19 protein-coding genes and 1 tRNA gene are annotated in these 19,877 nt (G+C 69.9%); 12 read left to right on the plus strand and 8 right to left on the minus strand.

Translation table 11 applies throughout. The features are described 5' to 3' along the window. Positions 1–51 precede the first annotated feature (51 nt). Together CKY28_RS04625 and CKY28_RS04630 are read right to left on the minus strand one after the other, a co-directional pair. Positions 52–1,056, minus strand: a complete 1,005-nt coding sequence (locus tag CKY28_RS04625; RefSeq protein ID WP_095997626.1) for an alpha-ketoacid dehydrogenase subunit beta — start codon at positions 1,054–1,056, stop codon at positions 52–54. A 289-nt stretch (positions 1,057–1,345) separates the two neighbouring features. Continuing rightward, positions 1,346–2,632 (minus strand): 3-methyl-2-oxobutanoate dehydrogenase (2-methylpropanoyl-transferring) subunit alpha, encoded by a 1,287-nt coding sequence (locus tag CKY28_RS04630; protein WP_095997175.1) that lies wholly within the window; start codon positions 2,630–2,632, stop codon positions 1,346–1,348. Positions 2,633–2,917: 285 nt separating this feature from the next. Here CKY28_RS04630 and CKY28_RS04635 point away from each other — a divergent pair, with 285 nt between their 5' ends. From CKY28_RS04635 to CKY28_RS04645, 3 genes are read left to right on the plus strand one after another with little or no spacing between them, the layout of a single operon-like run. After that, positions 2,918–3,673, plus strand: coding sequence for an ImuA family protein (locus CKY28_RS04635; RefSeq protein WP_095997176.1), 756 nt, complete (start codon positions 2,918–2,920; stop codon positions 3,671–3,673). Beyond that, positions 3,576–5,696, plus strand: coding sequence for a Y-family DNA polymerase (locus CKY28_RS19025; RefSeq protein ID WP_095997177.1), 2,121 nt, complete (start codon positions 3,576–3,578; stop codon positions 5,694–5,696). The genes CKY28_RS04635 and CKY28_RS19025 overlap by 98 nt, the downstream gene beginning before the upstream one ends. Beyond that, on the plus strand, positions 5,693–8,983 hold the full coding sequence (locus tag CKY28_RS04645; protein WP_245841600.1) for an error-prone DNA polymerase: 3,291 nt from the start codon (positions 5,693–5,695) through the stop codon (positions 8,981–8,983). The genes CKY28_RS19025 and CKY28_RS04645 overlap by 4 nt, the downstream gene beginning before the upstream one ends. A gap of 196 nt (positions 8,984–9,179) precedes the next feature. On the opposite strand, the gene CKY28_RS04650 is transcribed toward CKY28_RS04645, so the two are convergent. Continuing rightward, a complete protein-coding gene (locus tag CKY28_RS04650) occupies positions 9,180–10,187 on the minus strand; it encodes a fumarylacetoacetate hydrolase family protein (protein ID WP_095997179.1) in 1,008 nt (335 codons plus the stop codon). 135 nt (positions 10,188–10,322) lie between these two features. Here CKY28_RS04650 and CKY28_RS04655 point away from each other — a divergent pair, with 135 nt between their 5' ends. Next, a complete protein-coding gene (locus CKY28_RS04655; protein ID WP_095997180.1) occupies positions 10,323–11,480 on the plus strand; it encodes an acyl-CoA dehydrogenase family protein in 1,158 nt (385 codons plus the stop codon). A gap of 133 nt (positions 11,481–11,613) precedes the next feature. On the opposite strand, the gene CKY28_RS19030 is transcribed toward CKY28_RS04655, so the two are convergent. From CKY28_RS19030 to CKY28_RS18530, 4 genes are read right to left on the minus strand one after another with little or no spacing between them, the layout of a single operon-like run. Beyond that, complete coding sequence (locus CKY28_RS19030) at positions 11,614–12,984, minus strand: EAL domain-containing protein (protein WP_245841601.1); 1,371 nt, start codon at positions 12,982–12,984, stop codon at positions 11,614–11,616. Between the two features lie 60 nt (positions 12,985–13,044). After that, positions 13,045–13,686, minus strand: coding sequence for an HWE histidine kinase domain-containing protein (locus CKY28_RS04665; protein WP_095997181.1), 642 nt, complete (start codon positions 13,684–13,686; stop codon positions 13,045–13,047). Beyond that, on the minus strand, positions 13,683–14,477 hold the full coding sequence (locus tag CKY28_RS04670; RefSeq protein ID WP_217989542.1) for a Crp/Fnr family transcriptional regulator: 795 nt from the start codon (positions 14,475–14,477) through the stop codon (positions 13,683–13,685). The genes CKY28_RS04665 and CKY28_RS04670 overlap by 4 nt, the downstream gene beginning before the upstream one ends. A gap of 52 nt (positions 14,478–14,529) precedes the next feature. Next, positions 14,530–14,697: a hypothetical protein gene (locus CKY28_RS18530; protein ID WP_176472952.1), complete on the minus strand. Its 168-nt coding sequence runs from the start codon at positions 14,695–14,697 to the stop codon at positions 14,530–14,532. A 193-nt stretch (positions 14,698–14,890) separates the two neighbouring features. Here CKY28_RS18530 and CKY28_RS04675 point away from each other — a divergent pair, with 193 nt between their 5' ends. From CKY28_RS04675 to CKY28_RS04685, 3 genes are read left to right on the plus strand one after another with little or no spacing between them, the layout of a single operon-like run. Continuing rightward, positions 14,891–15,139: a hypothetical protein gene (locus CKY28_RS04675; protein ID WP_095997182.1), complete on the plus strand. Its 249-nt coding sequence runs from the start codon at positions 14,891–14,893 to the stop codon at positions 15,137–15,139. Next, positions 15,136–15,720, plus strand: a complete 585-nt coding sequence (locus tag CKY28_RS04680; protein WP_095997183.1) for an arylesterase — start codon at positions 15,136–15,138, stop codon at positions 15,718–15,720. Before CKY28_RS04675 ends, CKY28_RS04680 begins: the two co-directional genes overlap by 4 nt. A gap of 39 nt (positions 15,721–15,759) precedes the next feature. Continuing rightward, the gene (locus CKY28_RS04685; RefSeq protein WP_095997184.1) at positions 15,760–17,169 is read left to right on the plus strand and encodes a glycoside hydrolase family 43 protein; all 1,410 of its coding nucleotides are present in this window, start codon (positions 15,760–15,762) and stop codon (positions 17,167–17,169) included. Between the two features lie 39 nt (positions 17,170–17,208). Here CKY28_RS04685 and CKY28_RS04690 read toward each other — a convergent pair. Next, positions 17,209–17,298: transfer RNA gene (locus tag CKY28_RS04690), tRNA-Ser, on the minus strand. Positions 17,299–17,426: 128 nt separating this feature from the next. Between CKY28_RS04690 and hspQ the strand changes: the two genes are divergently transcribed. The 5 genes from hspQ (at position 17,427) to CKY28_RS04715 (ending at position 19,874) form a co-directional block, all read left to right on the plus strand. Beyond that, positions 17,427–17,807, plus strand: a complete 381-nt coding sequence (hspQ, locus tag CKY28_RS04695; protein WP_095997185.1) for a heat shock protein HspQ — start codon at positions 17,427–17,429, stop codon at positions 17,805–17,807. Between the two features lie 99 nt (positions 17,808–17,906). After that, positions 17,907–18,212 (plus strand): 50S ribosomal protein L21, encoded by a 306-nt coding sequence (gene rplU / locus CKY28_RS04700; protein ID WP_095997186.1) that lies wholly within the window; start codon positions 17,907–17,909, stop codon positions 18,210–18,212. 13 nt (positions 18,213–18,225) lie between these two features. Further along, positions 18,226–18,498 (plus strand): 50S ribosomal protein L27, encoded by a 273-nt coding sequence (rpmA, locus tag CKY28_RS04705; protein WP_095997187.1) that lies wholly within the window; start codon positions 18,226–18,228, stop codon positions 18,496–18,498. Positions 18,499–18,669: 171 nt separating this feature from the next. Next, positions 18,670–19,218, plus strand: coding sequence for a GNAT family N-acetyltransferase (locus CKY28_RS04710; protein ID WP_176472953.1), 549 nt, complete (start codon positions 18,670–18,672; stop codon positions 19,216–19,218). A 56-nt stretch (positions 19,219–19,274) separates the two neighbouring features. Further along, entirely contained in the window at positions 19,275–19,874 is a 600-nt protein-coding gene (locus CKY28_RS04715) for a TetR family transcriptional regulator (protein WP_095997188.1), read from the plus strand. The last annotated feature ends 3 nt before the right edge of the window (positions 19,875–19,877 follow it).

The raw sequence follows: 19,877 nt of genomic DNA on the forward strand, positions 1-19,877 counted from the left end.
GCTCCCGTTTCTCGACTGCGCTCGAAACGAACGGGAGTGGGGTGGATTCGGCTAGTCCTTCATGATCTTCTTGAGCGCCTCGCCGATGCGCACCGGGCCGGGAAAATAGGCCCATTCCAGGCTGTGCGGGTAGGGCGTGTCGAAGCCCGTCACACGCTCGACCGGCGCTTCAAGGTGGTAGAAGCAGCGCTCCTGGACGAGCGCGGAGAGCTCCGCGCCGAAGCCGCTGGTCCGCGTCGCCTCGTGGACGATCATGCAGCGGCCCGTCTTCTTCACCGACGCCTCGATCGTCTCGATATCGAGGGGGACGAGCGTGCGCAGGTCGATGATCTCCGCGTCCACGCCCGCTTCGGCGACCACGCCGGAGACGACGTGCACCATCGTGCCGTAGCAGAGAATGGTGAGCGCCTCGCCCGCGCGGACCACCTGCGCCTTGCCCAGCTCCACGCGGTAATAGCCGGTCGGCACCTCGCCGCCCCCATGCGCGCTCCAGTTCTTGGCCGGCCGGTCCCAGTGGCCGTCGAACGGGCCGTTGTAGATGCGCTTGGGCTCGAGGAAGAGGACGGGGTCGTTGTCCTCGATCGCGGCGATCAGCAGGCCCTTGGCGTCGTAGGGCGTGGACGGGATCACCGTCTTGATGCCCGACACGTGCGTGAAGATGCCCTCGGGGCTCTGCGAGTGCGTCTGCCCACCGAAGATGCCGCCGCCATAGGGCGAGCGCACGGTGATGGGCGAGGTGAACTCGCCCGCCGACCGGTAGCGCAGCCGCGCCGCTTCGGAGACGAGCTGGTCGAGCGCCGGGTAGATATAGTCGGCGAACTGAATTTCCGGCACCGGCCTGAGGCCGTACGCCCCCATGCCGATGGCGACGCCGACGATGCCGATCTCCGTGATCGGCGTGTCGAACACGCGCGTCTTGCCGTATTTGGTCTGGAGCCCCGCGGTCGCGCGGAACACGCCGCCGAAATAGCCCACGTCCTCGCCCATGACGATCACGTCGGGGTCGCGGTCCATGACGACGTCCAGGGCGGAGTTGATCGCCTGGATCATGTTCATGCGGACGGCGGCGGGCGCGTCGGCCCCGCCGACCCGCCCGCCGTCCGACGTCACGGGATCGAGTATAGTGTCGGTCATGCCTTCTTCCTCCCTCGCCCCTCCGCAGGAGGGGAGAGGGCTATCGTAGCTTGGCGGCGGAGCCGCCTAGCGAAGATGGGGAGAGGGGTGGGCGCCGCACAGCGGCGCGCGAGCCTATGGCTCGCTCGACCCCTCTCCCAGCTACGACTAGGCGGCAAGCCGCCAAGTCTGCGCAACCCTCTCCCCTGTCCAGGGGAGAGGGAGAGGCCGATCACTTCCTCGCCCATGGTCGCCCCGACGCCTCTTCCTCGTCGAGCATCATCTGGCGCTGCTCGCGCAAGTGCCAGGGCATGTCCTCGAACACCCCGTCGAACAGGCTGTCCAGCGGCTGGTGGAGGCCGTGGCCGAGGATGCCGTTCTTCTCGGCCTCCTTCTGGCAGTCGCGGACGTGCGCGGCGAGCTCCTTGTCCTGGCGCTCGTGCCGCTCCTCGTCCCATTCGCCCAACGCGATCAGGTGGTCGCGCAGCCGGCGGATCGGGTCGCCCAGCGGCCAGGCGTTGGGCTCGCCGGCCGATCGGTAGGCGCTGGGGTCGTCGGAGGTCGAGTGCCCCTCCGCACGGTAGGTGAAGTGCTCGATCAGCGTCGGGCCCTGGTTGGTGCGCGCGCGCTCGGCGGCCCATTGCGTAGCGGCGTAGACGGCGAGCGCGTCGTTGCCGTCCACGCGCAGGCCCGCGATGCCGTAGCCCACCGCGCGCGCGGCGAAGGTCGTCGCCTCCGCGCCCGCGAAGCCGGAGAAGCTGGAGATCGCCCACTGGTTGTTGACGACGTTCATCACCACGGGCGCGCGGTACACGCTGGCGAAGGTGCAGGCGGAGTGGAAGTCGCCCTCCGCGGTCGACCCTTCGCCGCACCAGGTCGCGGCGATGCGGCTGTCGCCCTTGACCGCCGACGCCATCGCCCAGCCCACCGCCTGCGGATATTGCGTGGCGAGGTTGCCGGAGATCGAGAAGAAGCCGTGGTCCTTGGCCGAATACATGATCGGCAGCTGCTTGCCGCCGAGCTTGTCGCCCGAGTTCGAGTAGATCTGGTTCATCATCTCGACGAGCGGGTAGCCGCGCGAGATCAGGATCCCCTGCTGGCGATAGGACGGGAAGCACATGTCGTCGCGGTCCATCGCGAAGGCCGCAGCCACCGACACCGCCTCCTCGCCCGTCGACTTCATGTAGAAGCTGGTCTTGCCCTGGCGCTGCGCCCTGAACATGCGCTCGTCGAACGCGCGGGTCAGCGCCATCGCGCGCAGCATCTCGCGTAAGCGGTCGGGGCTGAGCTTCGGGTCCCAGGGACCGACCGCCCCGCCCTCCTCGTCGAGCACGCGCACCAGCGTATAGGCGAGCTCGGTGAAGCGGCCGGCGGGCTCGGCGGTGTCGGGCCGGCGCGCGGAGCCGGCGGGCGGCACGTCGACGTCGGCGAAGTCGACCGGGTCGCCCGGGCGGAATTTGGGCTCCGGCACGTGCAGCGACAACGGGGGCATGTTGGCGCGAACGGGTTCGCTCGCCATTCGTGAACTCTCCTCGGGCGCGCCGTCTGGCGCGGCGGCTTGTCGGGGGAGCCCTTCGGACGGTTGGAATAATATTTCAAGCCCCGCTCAGCGCCCGAGCCCAACTCCCCATCGGGAGTTGGACGCGGACCAGCGCTGAGCCCGGCCGGCGGGGCCGCCAGCCCCGACCGACGCGGCTTCGCCGCGTCGCTGGCCATTCCAAAACACCAAACCCACTCGACTCGCCAGCGGAACAAACTAAGAACATAGCCCGTTGCTGATTCGAGTCGCGTCCGAGAAGAACCCGTGAGCCAGACCCTAGCAGAGCTACGCGAGACGCTGCGCCGCATCGAGGGCGACGGCTATCAGCGCCGCCCGTCGCTCCCTTTCGGCGTGTCCGCGATCGACGGCAAGCTCGCCAACGGCGGCCTCAGGCTCGACGCGCTGCACGAGGTGGCGGGCGCGCGGCCCTGCCTGGGCGACGACGCGTCCGCCACCCTGTTCATCGCCGGAATCGCGGCGCGCGCCTGGGGGCCGGTGCTGTGGGTGGTCAAGCGCCGCGACCTGTTCGCGCCGGGGCTCTACCAGGCGGGACTCGCGCCGCACCGCGTCCTCTACGCCGAGGCGCGAGACGATGCCGAGCTGCTGGCCATCATGGAGGAGGGCCTGCGTCACCGCGGCCTCGGCGCGGTGATCGGCGAGGTCAAGCGCGCCGGCCTCGCCGCCACGCGCCGGCTCCAGCTCGCCGCGGAGGGCGGCCGCACGATCGCGCTGCTCCTGAAGGGCCACGCCCGCGACGGGGCGGACCCTCTGGGCCAGCCCTCGGCCGCGCTCACCCGCTGGCGCGTCAAGTCCGCGCCGTCGGCTCCCCTGTCGTTCGAGGGCGTAGGGCGGGCGCGGTGGCGCCTGGAGCTGGTTCGCCAAAAAGGGGGCGAGCCTTTCGAAATGCTTGTGGAGGCTCCTGATGAGACGGGTCGCATCGCTGTTCCTGCCAGACTGGCCGCTGGACCGGCTCCGGGGCGCGGGGCGGACGCCGAAGACGTCGCCCGAGCGACCGGCTGATCCGGCGTTCCCGCCCCGCTCCGGCGGCGAACTCGACCGGCTGGGCGCGAGGGCCGCCGCCGAGCGCGCCAAGACCTGCTCGGTCCCGAACACGCCGGAAGGACGCCCCGGCGCGCTCTGGGCGCAGGACCGCGACCGCGCCGCCGCGCTCTCCCGCGGGCACCAGGGCGGCAACCCCGGTTGGCGGCCCGGCGCGAAATGGGCGAAGGCCGAGCTGGAGGAGGAGATCGCGCGGCTCCCGCTCCATCAGCGCCCCTCCATGCGCGAGATGGGCCGCCGCAGCGAGGCCGCCCCCCACCCCTTCCGCGCCCAATTTCTCGAAAAGGGGCGCTCGGACGAGGCGGGCGCGGTCCCGCCGGTCCGCACCAGCGGCGAAGGCCAGCGCGAGGGCCCCTATCCCGGCGAGGGCGCGTTTTTCCTGACCGGCCGCATGTCGGGCGGGATCGTGGGCCGGGCGTGCGCCGAGGACGCGCGCGCCCCGTCGGACGCACGTCGGGCCGTGCGCCGGCCGGCGGAGCCGCCGCTCGTCACCGCGCACCGGGTGGACGGCCGCGACCTGGTCCACGCCGCCAACGAAGCCGCGTGGGCGCTCGGGATCGCGCCCGGCATGTGGCTGACCCAAGCGCGGGTGATGGCGGCGGGGCTCCACATCCTGCCCGCCGATCCGGAAGGCGACCGCGCCGCGCTGCACGACCTCGCGGTCGCGCTCGCCCGGCGCTGGGCGCCGACGGTGGCCGTGTCGGACGACACGGGGCTGTTCGTCGACCTGACGGGCGTGGCGCACCTGCACGGCGGCGAGGAGGCGTTCGCCGAGCGGCTCCTGCGCCTCCTGGCGCGGCTGGGCTACGCCGCGCGGCTGGCGGTGGCCGATACGGCGGGCGCGGCCTGGGCGCTGGCGCGGCGGGGTCCCGCACCCGTCGTCATCGCGCCTCCGGCCCGGCACGTGGACGCGATCGAGCCGCTGCCCGTCGCCGCGCTCCGCCTGGAGGAGGCGCATGTCCGTTTGCTGGACCGCCTGGGCGTGGGCACGGTGGCCGAGTTGATACGCCTGCCCCGTAAGCCGCTCATGCGGCGTTTCGGCGGCGCGCTGGTGCGACGCCTCGACCAGGCGACCGGCCGCGCGCCCGAGCCGCTGGAGCCGGTGGTCCCGCCCTTGGCCGTATCCGCCGTCCAGCGCTTCGCCGAACCGATCGCCACGCCCGAGCCGATCGGGCGCTGGATGGACATACTGTGCGCGCGGCTCGCGCGGTCGCTCGCCGAGGCGGGCTTGGGCGCGCGCGCGGTGCTGCTCGTCGCCGAGCGGATCGACCGGCGCGACCAACGCTTGCGCATCGGCCTCGCGCGCCCGAGCCGCGACCCGGCCCACCTGTCGCGCCTGTTCAGGCGACGGATCGAGGAAGTCGAGCCCGGCTTCGGCATCGAGGCGATGACCCTCCACGTGCTCCGCGCCGACCCGCTGGCGCCGGAGGCGATCGGCGGGGCGCTCGATGAAGCGCTCGGCGACGGGACGCCCGACCTCGCCCCCCTGATCGACGCGCTGGCCAACCGGCTGCACGGCCGCGCGCCCTGGCGCGTCGAGCCGGTGGAGAGCGACGTGCCCGAGCGGTCGGCCGCGCGCGTTCCCGCGCTGGCCCCGCCCGACCGGCGGCCGCCGGCCCTCGGAGCCGACGACGTGCGCCGCCTCGCCGCGGCGGAGGACGACCATCCCTGGCACCCCCGCTGGCCCCGCCCCGTGCGCCTCCTGCCCCGCCCCGAGCCGGTCGAGCACGTGCTCGCCGAGCTGCCGGACCACCCGCCCAAGCGCTTCACCTGGCGCGGGCGGAGCTACCGGGTCGTACGCGCCGACGGCCCGGAGCGCATCGGGGGCGAATGGTGGCGCCGCCCGGCCGAGCGCGACGCCGTGCGCGATTATTTCAGCGTGGAGGACGAGGAAGGCCGCCGCTTCTGGCTCTTCCGCCGCGGCGACGGCGTGCGGGCGGAGACGGGCGACCTGTCCTGGCACCTGCACGGGACGTTCGGGTGAGCTACGTCGAGCTGCAGGTCACCACCCACTTCTCCTTCCTGCGCGGGGCGTCGTCGCCCGGAGAGCTGTTCAAGGCGGCTTCGGCGATGGGTTACAAGAAGCTGGGCGTGACCGACCGCAACTCGGTGGCGGGCGTAGTGCGTGCGCTGGTCGCGGCGGAGGAATGGGGCGTCGGCCTCGTCGTCGGCTGCCGGCTCGACCTCGTGACCGGCGCATCGCTCCTCGTTTGGCCGGAAGACCGAGCCGCTTGGAGCAGACTTACCGCCCTCCTGACGCGAGGCAAGAAGCGGGCGGACGCGCAGCGCGGCGAGAAGGGGACATGCTTCCTCCACTGGGAGGACGTCGCCGACGCGGCGCCGGGACTGGTGGCGTCGCTCGTGCCCGGACGCGACGGGGCGCATTCAAAGCAATTACGCTGGATGGCCGATCTGTTCGGCCGTGACCGCGGGCATGTATGCCTGACCTTCTATCGTCGTCCGGGTGACATCCGCCGGCTCCTGCACGATGCGGAGGCGGCCCGGCGGTTCGGCCTCCGACCGCTGGCCACTGGCGACGTGCTCTATCACGAGCCCGCCCGCCGGCCGCTTCAGGACGTCATGAGTGCGATCCGGGAAAGATGCACCGTCGACCAGCTCGGCTTCCGCCGCGAGCGCCATGCCGACCGCCACCTGCAGTCCTCGAAGGATATGGAGCGGCGCTTCCGCCGTCATCCGGAAGCGATCGGAGCGACGGCGGCGATCGCCGAGCGATGCACATTCTCCCTGCGCGACCTCAGTTACCAATATCCCGACGAGATCGTGATGAGCGGCCGGACGCCGCAGGACGCTTTGGTTATGCTGACGCGCAATGAGCTGGCGACGAAGTTGGCTCGGGGCGAACTGGCCGCCGGTTCCCTTGATCCGCCGCCGGAGGCCTATAGCCGACAGCTCGATCACGAACTCGCCTTGGTCGAGCGGAAGCGGTACGCGCCCTACTTCCTTACCGTGAACTCCATCATGAGCTACGCGCGGGCGCAGAGCATCATGTGCCAGGGCCGCGGCTCGGCGGCCAATTCGGTGATCTGCTTCGTGCTGGGCATCACCTCGATTGACCCGATCAAGCACAAGCTGCTGTTCGAGCGTTTCATCTCCGAGGAGCGGAATGAGCCGCCCGACATCGACATCGATTTCGAGCACGAGCGCCGCGAAGATGTGATTCAGTGGATCTACAAGATCTACGGGCACGAGCACGCCGCGTTGACTGCGGTGGTCAGTCGCTTTCGTGCACGTGGCGCGGTCCGCGAAGTAGGCAAGGCGCTCGGATTGTCGGAGGACATGACCGGCACGCTAGCCCGCCAAGTATGGGGCTGGTCGAAGGACGGGGTCGGCGAACATCACGCCGAAGCGCTCAACCTCGATACGGGCGACGCGCGCCTGGCGCTCGCGCTTGAGCTGGCGCGCGAGCTGATTGGAACGCCGCGTCACTTGTCGCAGCATCCCGGCGGCTTCGTCCTCACCCGCGACCGGCTTGGTGGATTGGTGCCGGTCGAGCCGGCGACCATGCCGAAACGCTGGGTCATAGAATGGGAAAAGGCCGACGTGGAGGAGCTCGGCTTTATGAAGGTCGACATACTCGGGCTCGGCATGCTGGGCTGCCTGCGGCGAGCGTTCGACCTGCTCGACCGGCACAAACACCGGAAGCTCGACCTCGCCTCGCTCGAGCTGCAGGATGATGATCCGGCCACGTTCCAGATGATTCAGAAGGCGGATACGCTGGGTGTGTTCCAGATCGAGAGTCGCGCGCAAATGTCGATGCTGCCGCGCATGCGACCTGAAGACTTCTACGACCTCGCGATCCAGATCGCGATCGTGCGTCCTGGACCGATCCAAGGCAACATGGTCCACCCTTACCTGAAGCGGCGTGAACAACGACGCCTGAACCCGGACATCAAATTCCCGTACCCGACTCCGGAACTCGAGCCGGTGCTGGACAAGACGTTCGGCGTGCCGCTGTTCCAGGAGCAGGCGATGCAGGTCGCCATCGTCGGCGCGGGCTTCACACCCGGCGAGGCGGACAGTCTGCGCCGGGCCATGGCGACGTTCAAGCTGACCGGCGGCGTCTCCAAATTCAACGAGCGGCTGATCTCCGGCATGCTGGCGCGGGGCATCGGTCGGGAGTTCGCCGAACGGCTGGTCAAGCAGATCGAGGGTTTCGGCTCGTACGGCTTCCCCGAAAGCCATGCGGCCAGCTTCGCTAAGATCGCCTACGCCTCCTCCTGGATGAAGTGTCACCACCCGGACGTCTTCTGCGCCGCGTTGCTCAACGCGCAGCCTATGGGCTTCTACGCGCCGGCGCAGATCGTGCGTGACGCGAAGGATCATAACGTCGAAGTCCGGCCAGTGTGCGTGCTGGACAGCGAATGGGACACGCGCATGGTGGGCCGGCTTGCGGCCGACGAAACCGGCCTGCTGCCGCTTCGCTTGGGCATGCGGGTGGTGGCCGGGCTGGCGGAGGTGGATGCGGACAAGATCCTGAAGGCCCGCGCCCGCGCTCCGTTCACGTCTCCGGAGGACTTGTGGCGACGGTCCGGCGCCAAGCTCGCCGCTCTGGAGGCGCTCGCCCGCGCGGACGCGTTCCACGGTTTCGGGCTGAACCGCCGCGAGGCGCTCTGGAGGTTGCGCGGATTGGGCGAAACGGCGCTGCCTCTAGTCGACGCGTCCGATATCGCCGAGGAACCGGCGGTCCTGAAGCCGCTATCCGCCGGGCGGGAGGTCGTGGAGGACTACCGTTCCACCCAGCTCTCGCTGCGCGCCCACCCGCTCAAGTTCCTGCGCGGCGAGCTCGACCGGCGCGGCATGACGCGATGCGGCGACCTCGCCCGCATCAAGGATGGCGCGTTCGTGGAGGTGGCGGGCGTCATCCTCGTCCGCCAACGGCCCGGCAGCGCCAGGGGCGTGCTCTTCATCACGCTGGAGGACGAGACGGGCATCGCCAACATCATCTTGTGGCCCGACCGCTTCGAGAAGTTCCGCACGACCGTGATGAGCGCCGCCATGCTGGCCGTCCGCGGGCAGGTCCAGAAGCAGGGCATCGTCATCCACATCGTGGCCGACCTCGTGCGCGACGAAACGCTCCTCCTCCGCTCGATCGGCGACATCGACATGCCGCGCCTCACCGCGCCGTCGGACGGCATGCGCGGCGGCAGTCCCGATCGGGGCGATCCGGGCTGGAAGCCCAAGGTGAAGACCGACTACCATTTCCGCGACAAGGAACGGGACATCCCCATCAAGTCGCGCGATTTCCACTGATGCGCTGTCCTACACGGCCGAAGCGTGATCCAAGCTGCGGATGCACGATCGACCCGCCCCGCTCCCCGCCCCCGTGCACCCTGCGCGCACCCCGGCCCGGCTCGCCCGCGTCGCCGGGCTAGTTAAGAACGGTTCGCGATTACAGCGGGGGTGTCGCCTGAACTTCCAGAACTTTCGACGGCCGCCGCCCGCCTCGTCAGGCCGCCCGCACCACCTGCTCGATCGCGCCGAAGAGCGAATGGTGGCGATCGTCCTCGCACCAGATGCGCACCGTGTCGCCGTCGCGCAGGAACGGCGTTTCCGGCTTGCCCCGGAGGATCGTCTCCACGGTCCGCACCTCGGCGAGGCACGAGTAGCCGACCCCACCCTCCGCGATCGGCTTGCCCGGCCCGCCTCCCTCGTCGCGGTTGGACACGGTGCCCGACCCGATGATCGTCCCCGCCCCCAGGTTCCGGGTCTTGGCGGCGTGGGCGATCAGCGTGCCGAAGTCGAACGTCATGTCCTCCGCGGCTTCCGCGCGGCCGAAGGGCTTGCCGTTCAGGTCCACCATCAGGCGGCGGTGCAGCTTGCCGTCGCGCCACCAGTCGCCGAGCGCGTCGGGCGTGACGAACACGGGCGAGAAGCTGGACGCCGGCTTGGACTGGAAGAAGCCGAAGCCCTTGGCGAGCTCGGCCGGGATCAGGTTGCGCAAGGAGACGTCGTTGGTCAGGCCGACGAGGCGGATCAGGCCCAACGCCTCGTCGCGGCCGACGCCCTGCGGCACGTCGCCGGTGACGACCACCACCTCCGCCTCCAGGTCGCATCCCCAGCTCTCGTCGGCGAGCGGGATCGGGTCGCGCGGCCCCAGGAACGCGTCGGAGCCGCCCTGGTACATGAGCGGGTCGTGCCAGAAGCTCTCCGGCATCTCCGCCCCGCGCGCCTGGCGGACCAGCGCCACATGGTTCACGTACGCCGACCCGTCCGCCCATTGGTAGGCGCGCGGCAGCGGCGAGGCGGCGTCGTGCTCGTGGAACCGGTCGCGCGGAATGACGCCGTGCTCGAGGTCGGTCTGGAGGTTGCGAAGGTCGGGCTCCAGCCGGTCCCAGTCGTCGAGCGCCGCCTGAAGCGTGGGGACGATGTGGCCCGCGTCGGCGCACCAGGCGAGGTCGTTCGAGACCACCACGAGCTTACCATCGCGTCCGTGCTTGAGGCTGGCTAATTTCATGCGTGACTATCTCCCTCGGCGCCCGGCTTAGCGGCTCGGTTCGCGGGAGGGTAGCCGGTCCGGGCACCATAACAGTTGTTACTTGACGTTCACGTCAACCGGCCGCACCGTTCGAGAAACGCCTAAGAGGATGCCATGCTCACGCTCGACAACATCGCCGGCCGCTTCGCTTACGACGAGGATCACGAGGCGTTCCGCCAGACGGTGCGCTCGTTCCTACAGAAGGAGGGCGTGCCCAACGTCGACGCCTGGGAACGCGACCGGCTGGTGCCCAAGGAGTTCTGGCGCGCGGCGGGCGAGATCGGCATGCTCTGCCCGACGGTGCCCGAGGCCTATGGCGGGCTCGGCCTCGACTTCGGCTACAACGCGATCGTTGACGAGGAGATGAGCTATAACGGCGTTCCCGCCGGCTTCTCGCTCCAGTCGGACATCGTCGCCGACTACATCGTCCATTACGGCTCGGAGGAGCAGAAGGTCGAGTGGCTGCCCAAGATGGTGTCGGGAGAGGTCGTCACCGCCATCGCCATGACGGAGCCGGGCACCGGCTCCGACCTCCAGTCGATCCGCACGACCGCCAGGAAGGACGGCAACCATTACGTCATCAACGGGTCCAAGACCTACATCACCAACGGCCAGAACACCGACCTGACGCTGGTCGTCGCCAAGACCGACCCGGACGCGAAGCCGGCGTGGAAGGGCATGTCGATCATCCTGGTCGAGAGCGACCGCGAGGGGTTCCGCAAGGGCCGCAAGCTCGACAAGATCGGCCAGGACGCCGCCGACACGTCCGAGCTGTTCTTCGACGACGTCCGCGTGCCGATCACCAACTGCTTGGGCGAGGAGGGCAAGGGCTTCATCTACCTGATGAGCCAGCTGCCGCAGGAGCGCCTGTCGATCGCGGTCAGCTGCCAGGCGTCGGCGCAGAAGGCGTTCGACGAGACGGTCGCCTTCACCAAGGACCGCAAGGCCTTCGCGGGCGTGGTGTTCGACTTCCAGAACACGCGCTTCGTGCTCGCCGACCTCAAGACCAAGCTCCAGGTCGGCTGGGCGCATCTCGACTGGGCGATCAAGCGGCACCTGGAAGGCAAGCTGACGAACGAGGAGGGCGCGGCCGCCAAGCTGTTCCACACCGAGCTGCAATGGGAGGTGATGGACAAGTGCCTGCAGCTGCACGGCGGCGCGGGCTATATGAACGAGTACCCGATCGCGCGCAGCTGGCGCGCGGCGCGCGTGACGCGCATCTTCGGCGGTACGAACGAGATCATGAAGGAGGTCATCGGGCGGTCGTTGTAGGCGACCGCTCTCCTCCCTTTTACGTCACCCCGGACTTGATCCGGGGTCCCGCTTTGTCCTGCGGCGGGAGAGAAGAAGCGGGACCCCGGCTCAAGGCCGGGGTGACGGAGAGTGATGCGGGACGAGGCGAGCCCTACCCCGCCGCCTTGCCCACTTCAGGGATGATGAGGCGGGGCACGTCGAGGTGCTCGCCGTCGAAGCCCGCCAGGAAGCGCTCCAGCTCACCGATTTCGATGGCCGGCGAGATCAGGTAACCCTGCACCAGGTCGCATCCCATGACGCGGAGCAGCGACAGCGCCATGGGATCGTCCACGCCCTCCGCGGTCACCTCCATGTCGAGCGCGTGGGCGAGGTCGATCGAGGAGCGCACGAGCAGCGGGTCGCGGTGGCTCTCGATCAGGCCCGACACGAACATCTGGTCGATCTTGAGCTCGTGCGCGGGGAGCTGCTTGAGGTAGGAGAGCGACGACAGGCCCGAGCCGTAATCGTCGATCGCGATCTTGATCCCCGCTTCGGAGAAGGCGCGGAGGTTGGCGAGCGCGCCTTCGGGGTCCTGGATGACGGCGGTCTCCGTCACCTCGAAGCCGATGCGGCCGTTCGCGACCGCGACCGTCCGCAGCACCCGCCGCGCGAAGTCGGCGTCGGGCAGCAGCACGCCCGAGATGTTGACGTAGACCGTCAGGTCGTGCCCCGCGGCCGCTAAGCGCGCCTGATCGGCGACGGCCTGCGCCACCACCCATTCGGTCAGGTCGCGAATCGCGCCCGTGCTTTCCGCCAGGTGGATCACGCGCTCGATCGACACCTGGCCCCGCGTCGGGTGGGGCCAGCGGAGCAGCGCCTCGACCGAGTCGATCGAGTTGGTGCGCGAGCGCAGCTTGGGCTGATAGTGCAGCCGGAGCTCCCGAGCCTCGATCGCGCGGCGCAGGTCGCGCATCAGCGCGATGTCGTCCGCGCCGTGGTCGTCCTCGACGTCCTCCCCGGCGAAGCGGACCGTCTGACGCTTGTCCTGGGCGGCCGCGAGCGCGGCGGCGGCGTGGTCGAGCACCTCCTCGCGCGAGATGCCGCCCACCGCTTCGGCCGCGCCGATCAGGACGGACAGGTCGAACGTCACGCCTTCCACGGTGATGCGTTCGGACAGCGACTTGCTCAAGCGGGCGAGCGCCTCGCGCGCCGCCTCCCCGTCGGGTGCACGGAAGGCGAACTCGACCGACGTGCGCCCGGTCCGGCCGACCTCGCACCCGTCCAGCTCGGCCAGGATGCGCTCGGTGACATGGCACAGCACATGGTTGGCGAGCCGGAATCCGACGTCCCGGCGCAACGTGGCGAATCGGTCGACTTCCAGGATCGCGACGAAGTCGCCGCGGGCTACCGCCAAATCCGCGTCCGACACGAGCCGCATCGGACCGAACCACGGTGTTACCGTTCCCAAAGCGCGCGTCCGCCCGGCTGCGGCCGCGACGGCGGCGCACGCGATGATCGCGGCTAGGACGATGGACCAGACCACCGGATTTCCTTGGCACGCCGGAGGCTAAGGACGGGTTAAGCCAGGCCCGACGAGCCGAACTCAGACCAAGCAGCTCCGGGGCAAGCCGATGCGGCGGCGGACCACGTCGTCGGCGCGTTCCTCCGCGACCTCGCCTTTGAGCTCGTAACCGATCGCTTGGCGGATCCAGTCCGGTAGCGGTCGGAAGCCGCCCGCGCCCACCCCCTGGCGCCAATCGATCTCCAGCCCGGCGTCCTCCGTCCAGGAGACCCGGCCCCTTCCCGCTCCGCCGGCCGCGGCGAGCTCCGCCACGAGTTCATGCGCCACCAGCGCGAGCAGCCCGGCCGCGCGCGGCAGGAGGCGCACGGGTTCGCCCAGCAGCTCCACGCCGTCGGCGCCGACGCCGATGCCGAAGCCCAGGCACTCGTCCCCGATCAGCCGGCCCAGGTCGAAACCCGTCCGCCCGTCGCGCGCGACGGCGGACTGCACGCGCGCGAAGGCCGCGAGCCGGCCGTCGAACAGCACGCGGAAGTCGTCGAGCGATCCGGCCTCGTCGGCGGTGCGCCTCGCGAGCGAGCGCGTGACGGACAAGACGTTGCGCAGGTGCCGCTGCGCCTCACGCGCGTCCGCCTCGCGCTCCTCGATTACGTGGCGCAACCGGGCGAGCGCGGCGTCGCGCTCGCGCTCCGCCTCCGACCGGTCGCCCTGCACGGCCGGCGTCATCGGCCGATGCGCGCGTCCGACCGCTCGGGAAGGACGCGCCGCCCCTCCTCCTGAAGGTGCAGATAGTCCGGGTTGAACAGCACCGTGTCCTCCAGCAGCTCGAGATCGGGGATGTCGAGCATGCGCTCCTTGAGCACGATCAGCCCCGTCGCCCGCATCTCCTGCAGCGTGCGGTTCACATGGACCGGCGTCAGGCCCGTCGCCTCCGCCAAGTCGTTCTGCGTCAGCGGAAAGGCGTAGCCCGTTCCCGAGGTCAGGCCGACGCAGCGGAGGCGGTAGTAGAGCTCGCAGAACAGGTGCCCGATCCGCTCCAGCGCCGAGCGCTGGCCGTTGTTGAGCGTCCACTCGCGCTGCACGGCGACGTTGACGAGCATCCGCCACCATAGCGCCTGCCCGATGCGCGAGCTGCCCTGGGCGAGCGTGGAGAGGCGGTCGTGGCCGATCTCGACATACTGGATGGGCGTGAGCGCACCGATGGCGTGGTCCATCGCCCTGAGCACGTGATTGTTCACATCGCATAAGTCGCCGGGCAGCAGAAAGGCGACGATCTGGCGGCGGCCGTCGGCGAGCGTCTTGTACCGGCAAGCCCAACCGGCGGTGATCAGGAACACCGCGTGCGGCGGATCGCCTTCGCGGATCAGGTCGCGTTTGGCGGGGAGCGCGCGCGTCAGGCCATCGGCCGCCTGATCGACCGCCGCGGTCTCGTCGGGTGACAATCTGGTGAAGTAACTCAGCTTCTGCGCCAGCACATTGTCGGCGTTCAACATCGGCGGGCGGATCATGGTCGCCATGCTATCCCGGTCCTTACGGGTGCGTACTCACCTACATTAAGGCGCGACGCCATTACACGGCGTCGTCCCGGCGGGCCGCCAAACGCTCGCGCGCGCGGCGGTCGTAAGCATCGGCGAGAGCCTCGTGCACGGCGCGCGCCCGAACCGGTCCCGGCAACACCGCCCGACCGCGCTCCTCCGCCGCCCGGCGCAGCAGATAAATGAGGTCGTCGTCGGCCAAGTCCTTGTTTCTCCCCTATTCTTCCCTCTTCTGACGTGAAGCTGAACGGCCCACACCAAGCTATGTTGGTTTTCGGCGGATATTTCGTTCGCAATACTCACTCCCGAATGCCCGGAGATGCAGCTTAGGTTATTGCGCTAAGCTGGATTTTCGACCGCGCGACCCCATATCGGGTTCAACTTCAGGAGCCTTCATGTTATCACTTTCGGCACGGGTCACGCGCGGCCCGAACAAGGGCCGGCCGCTGGTGCTCGCCCGTAACAAGCGCGGCAAGATCGTCACCGCCGCCGACAAGAACGGCGCGGACCGCATCGAGCACGACCGCGAGGAGGAGGCGGCGCGCCTCGTCTTCGCCGGCGGGCACGGCGCGTGGTTCAGCGCCAACGGCCGCGGCGCGCACGCGGCGTTCCACAAACCTCGCCGGACGCGTCGCGTCCGGTGAGCTCCCCATCCCCGTACCTGCTGGCGTTCGGCGACAGCCTGACCGCCGGCTACGGCCTCGCGCCCGAGATGGCCTTTCCCAAGCAGCTCGAGCGGCGCTTGCGCGAGCGGCGGCCGGGCGCGTCGGTCCAGAACGCGGGCGTGTCGGGCGACACCACCGCGAGCGGCCGCGCGCGCCTGCCCCGCGTGCTGTCGAGCCTGCGCCACTGCCCCGACCTCGCGATCCTAGAGCTCGGCGCCAACGACTTCCTGCGCGGCTTCGCGCCGGAGCGGACGCGCGACAACCTGGACTGGATGCTGGAGGAGTTCGGCCGCGCACGTATCCCCGTGCTGCTCGCGGGCATGATGGCGCCGCCGTTCCTGGGCGGCTGGGCGCAGCGGTTCAACGCCATCCATCCGGATCTCGCGACCAAGCATCGCGTGCCGCTCTACCCATTCTTCCTGGACGGGGTGGTGGGCGACCGCGGGCTGACGCTGGCCGACGGCATCCATCCGAACGCGCGCGCGATCGGCATCGTCGCCGACCGCATCCTGCCGCATGTCGAGGCGGCGCTCGACGGCGCGGAGCGGCGCGCGGCCTGACTGCTTCCGGTCGCGGCGCGGCGAGCCTATTCGAGCGGGATGCAAGTCGACGCACCCCCGTTCCGCCTGGAGGTCGCCGAAGAAGGCGAAGACACCCGGTTCGACGTCACGCATATCGGCGAAGGCGTGATCCGCGGCTACCGCTTACGCGGCGGCGAGCATGGAGATTATCTCGACTTCTACGGCGAGCTCGCGCGCGACTTCGGCACGCGCACGCCGCACGTCCATGCGGGTCCGCCGCCCGCCGCAGGTCCGGAGCCGGACTGGCGGCCGCTCATCGTCGAGAACCTGCATCCGCAGACGCTGGCCGGCTACGGCGACCCGGCGGTGCTCCGGACGGACGATGGCTATTACCTGACGGCGACGTCGAACGACGCGCCCGACGCCTTTCCCGTCCTCCACTCGCACGACCTGCAGCATTGGACGCATCGCGGTTTCGTCTTTCCCGAAGGCGACACGCCGGCCTGGACCGCGAAGGGCCGGCGCGTGGGCGACTTCTGGGCGCCGGAGATGGCGCGCGTCGGCAACGAGTACTGGCTCTGCTACACCGCGCGCCAGGCGTCGAACGCGCTGGCGATCGGGCTCGCCAAGGCGGATCGTCCGACCGGCCCGTGGCGCGACCTGGGCAGGCCGCTGCTGACGGGCGGCACGTACAACACGACGGGGCTGCCCGACGATCCTGGGATGCCGGTGATGAGCGGCGGCGTGATCGACTCGCACATCTTCGTGGGCGAGGACGGCCGCCCCCTCCTGTTCTGGAAGCGCGACACGAACGGCGTCTGGCCGCGGCCGCTGGCGCGGTTGCTGCGCGAGCGGCCGGAGCTGATCGAGGCGATGTTCGACCGCGAGGCCGACTGCCTGACCGCCGCCTTCGCCGCCGCCGTCCAGCCCTGGGCCAATCTCCGCCGCCCGATGGAGCGCTTCTTCCTCATGCAGCCGCTGATCGAAGCGGTGCTCGATTCCTGGAGCATGGTGCGCGGTGCCCTTCGGGAGACCGGCGGGGCGGAGGATATACTCGAAGCGATGCGCACGCCCATCTACGCACAACCGCTGAGCGGAGACGGCGCGTCGCTCGTAGGCGAGCCGACGCTGGTGCTCGAGAACGACCAGGACTGGGAGGGCCACCTCGTCGAAGGGCCCTGGGTTACGCGCCAGCGCGGCCGTTACTGGATGTTCTACGCCGGCAACGATTTCGGCACCCCCGCCTACGGCATCGGCGTCGCCGTCGCCGACCACCCGCTCGGCCCCTACGCGAAGCAGCCGGAGCCGCTGCTAAGATCGACGCGCAGCTGGTGGGCGCCGGGCCACGCGTCCGTCGCGCACGGCCCCGACGGCGAGCCGCAGCTCTTCTTCCACGCCTTCTTCCCCGGCCGGGGCGGCTACAACGAGTTCAGGGCGCTGCTGACCGCGAAGCTGCGGTTCGGGGAGGACCGGGTTGGGATATACTAGCGGCTTGCCCTGCGAAGCGCCGCTAGGCGCGAAGCAGGATGGCGGAGAGGGTGGGATTCGAACCCACGGTACCCGTAAAGGCACAACGGTTTTCGAGACCGTCCCAATCGACCACTCTGGCACCTCTCCGCGAGGAACAAGCGCGCGCCGTGAACGGGCCGCCCGCCGGTCGAGCGCGGCCCTCTAGCCGCATCGCGGAACCGGCGCAAGCGGCCGCGCGCTTGTGTAGGCGGCCGGCGCTATTAGATGGGTGGCATATGACACCAACGGACATTTCTGACTTGGGCCAAGGCGCCGAGGTCGCCGCGCCTTCCGTGGCGCACGCGCGCTTCACGATCGGCGACGTGGTGCGCCATCGCGTGTTCGACTTCCGCGGCGTGGTGTTCGACGTCGATCCCGTTTTCAACAACTCGGAGGAGTGGTACGAGGCGATCCCGGCCGCCATCCGGCCCGCCAAGGACCAGCCCTTCTACCACCTGCTCGCCGAGAACGCCGAGTCGAGCTACGTCGCCTACGTCAGCCAGCAGAACCTTCTGCCCGACGAGAGCGACGAGCCGGTGGACCACCCGGCGATCTCCGGCCTGTTCACCGGCTTCGAGGGCGGGCGCTATGCTCTGCGTAGGGAGCATAAACACTAACAGCGAGCTTGACTAAACGTCGATCCGGGCATACCCGGCGCTTCTTTCCGCGCGACCCCGGTCGCTCGCGGAGCTAATGTTTTGGAAAGATTGAGGGCCATGTTCGCAGTCGTGCGCACGGGCGGCAAGCAGTACCGCGTCGCCGCCGGAGACAAGATCGTCGTCGAGAAGATCGACGGCGAGGCGGGTTCCACCGTCACGCTGGGCGACGTCCTGCTCGCCGGCGAGGGTGCGGAGCTACGCTCGACGGAGGGCCTGACCGTCTCCGCCGAGATCGTCGCGCAGGCGAAGGGCGAGAAGGTCATCGTGTTCAAGAAGCGGCGCCGCCACAACTACCGCCGCCGCAACGGCCATCGTCAGAACCACACGATCCTGAAGATCGTGTCGGTCGGCGCGGCCGCGTAAGGAGTAACGGGCAATGGCACATAAGAAAGCAGGCGGTTCGTCGCGCAACGGTCGCGATTCGGCCGGCCGTCGCCTCGGCGTGAAGAAGTTCGGCGGCCAGGAGTGCGTCGCCGGCAACATCCTCGTGCGCCAGCGCGGCACCAAGTTCTATCCGGGCACCAACGTCGGCATGGGCAAGGACCACACCCTATTCGCGCTCGTCGACGGCCGTGTCGCGTTCGCCGAGGGCAAGCTCGGCCGTAAGTATTGCTCGGTACAGCCGCTTATTGCGGCCGCGGCCGAATAACGGGCGACCACGGGGGTCGCTCACCAGGGCGACCCGGGTTCCGCTAGGGAACCAGCCACCAAAGGGAGACGGGTCGCCCCGGCTCCCTTTTTTCGTGCTCCCTCGACCCAGGTTGTCGCCGTCGCGTCACCGACGTGTGCGAGCGGCCGCCGCGCGCAAGGAGGAGCACGCATGTTTGCGATCACGCCCCGTCTGACGCTCCGGCCCGGCTGGCCGGAGGACGCCCCCGAGCTCGCCTGCGCCATCGGGCATGAGGCGGTGGTGACCAAACTCGCGCGCGCGCCCTGGCCCTATGCGCTCGGCGACGCGCAGAGTTTCCTCGACCGGCCGCAGAGTCCGCACGAGCCCGGCTTCCTCGTCTTTGAGCGGACTGCCGACGAGCCGCGGCTCGTCGGCGGGGTCGGCATCGACCTCGCCGCGGAGGACGGTCCCGAGCTCGGCTACTGGTATCGGCCGGACGCCTGGGGGCGCGGCTACGCGACGGAAGCGGGACGCGCCGTCGTTGCGATCGCGCGCGACGCGCTGAAGCTCAAGCGGCTCCAGTCTGGGCACTTCCTCGACAACCCGGCGTCGGGCCGGGTGCTGACCAAGCTCGGCTTCCGCCCGACGGGCCGCGTCGCGCAGCGGCACTGCCGCGCGCGCGGCCACGACGTGCCCTGCGCGCTATTCGAGCTCGACCTGGACGACTCGCGAACCGGGCCGATGCCGCTCGCGGCGTGAGCGGGCGGGGCGGGAAGCTGTTGCTTTCCGCCCCGCTTGCGCCGAACAGACAGCACATGTCCGTCGCCGCCCTGCCCGTCCGCCGTCGCCTCAGCCCCGAGGAGTCGCGCGACGCGGCGTTGGACGCTGCGCGCGCGCTCCTGGTGGAGAGCGGGCCGCAGGCGGTGACGCTGAAGGCTGTGGCGGCGCGGATCGGGCGCACGCACGCCACGCTGCTCCACCATTTCGGTTCGGCCGAGGGGCTGCAGAAAGCGCTCATCGGGCGTATGGCGACCGCGATCACCGGCACGATCCGCGACGCCGTGCTGCGCAGCCGCGCCGAGGACCGATCCCCGCGCGAAGTGGTCGACCTGACGTTCGACGCGTTCGGCAAAGGCGGCGCGGGCGCGCTGGCGAGCTGGATGATCCTGTCGGGCGACGAGGGCGCGCTCGATCCCATCCTGACCGCCATCCACGACCTGGTCGACGAACTCGCCGCCGAGGAGCACGCGCAAGCGGACCGGCCGATCCACGAGGAGACGCTGCAGCTCGTGCTGATGGCGCTGGGCGACGCGCTGCTCGGCGCTCCCATGGCCCGCGCGCTCGGCCTACCGCGCGACGCCGCGCGCGACCTGGCATTGCAAATGCTGGCGAAGCGGCCCGGCGTCGCTAAGTAGCGC

Source organism: Sphingomonas lenta (assembly GCF_002288825.1).
In the GTDB taxonomy this organism is placed as follows: Bacteria; Pseudomonadota; Alphaproteobacteria; order Sphingomonadales; family Sphingomonadaceae; genus Sphingomonas; species Sphingomonas lenta.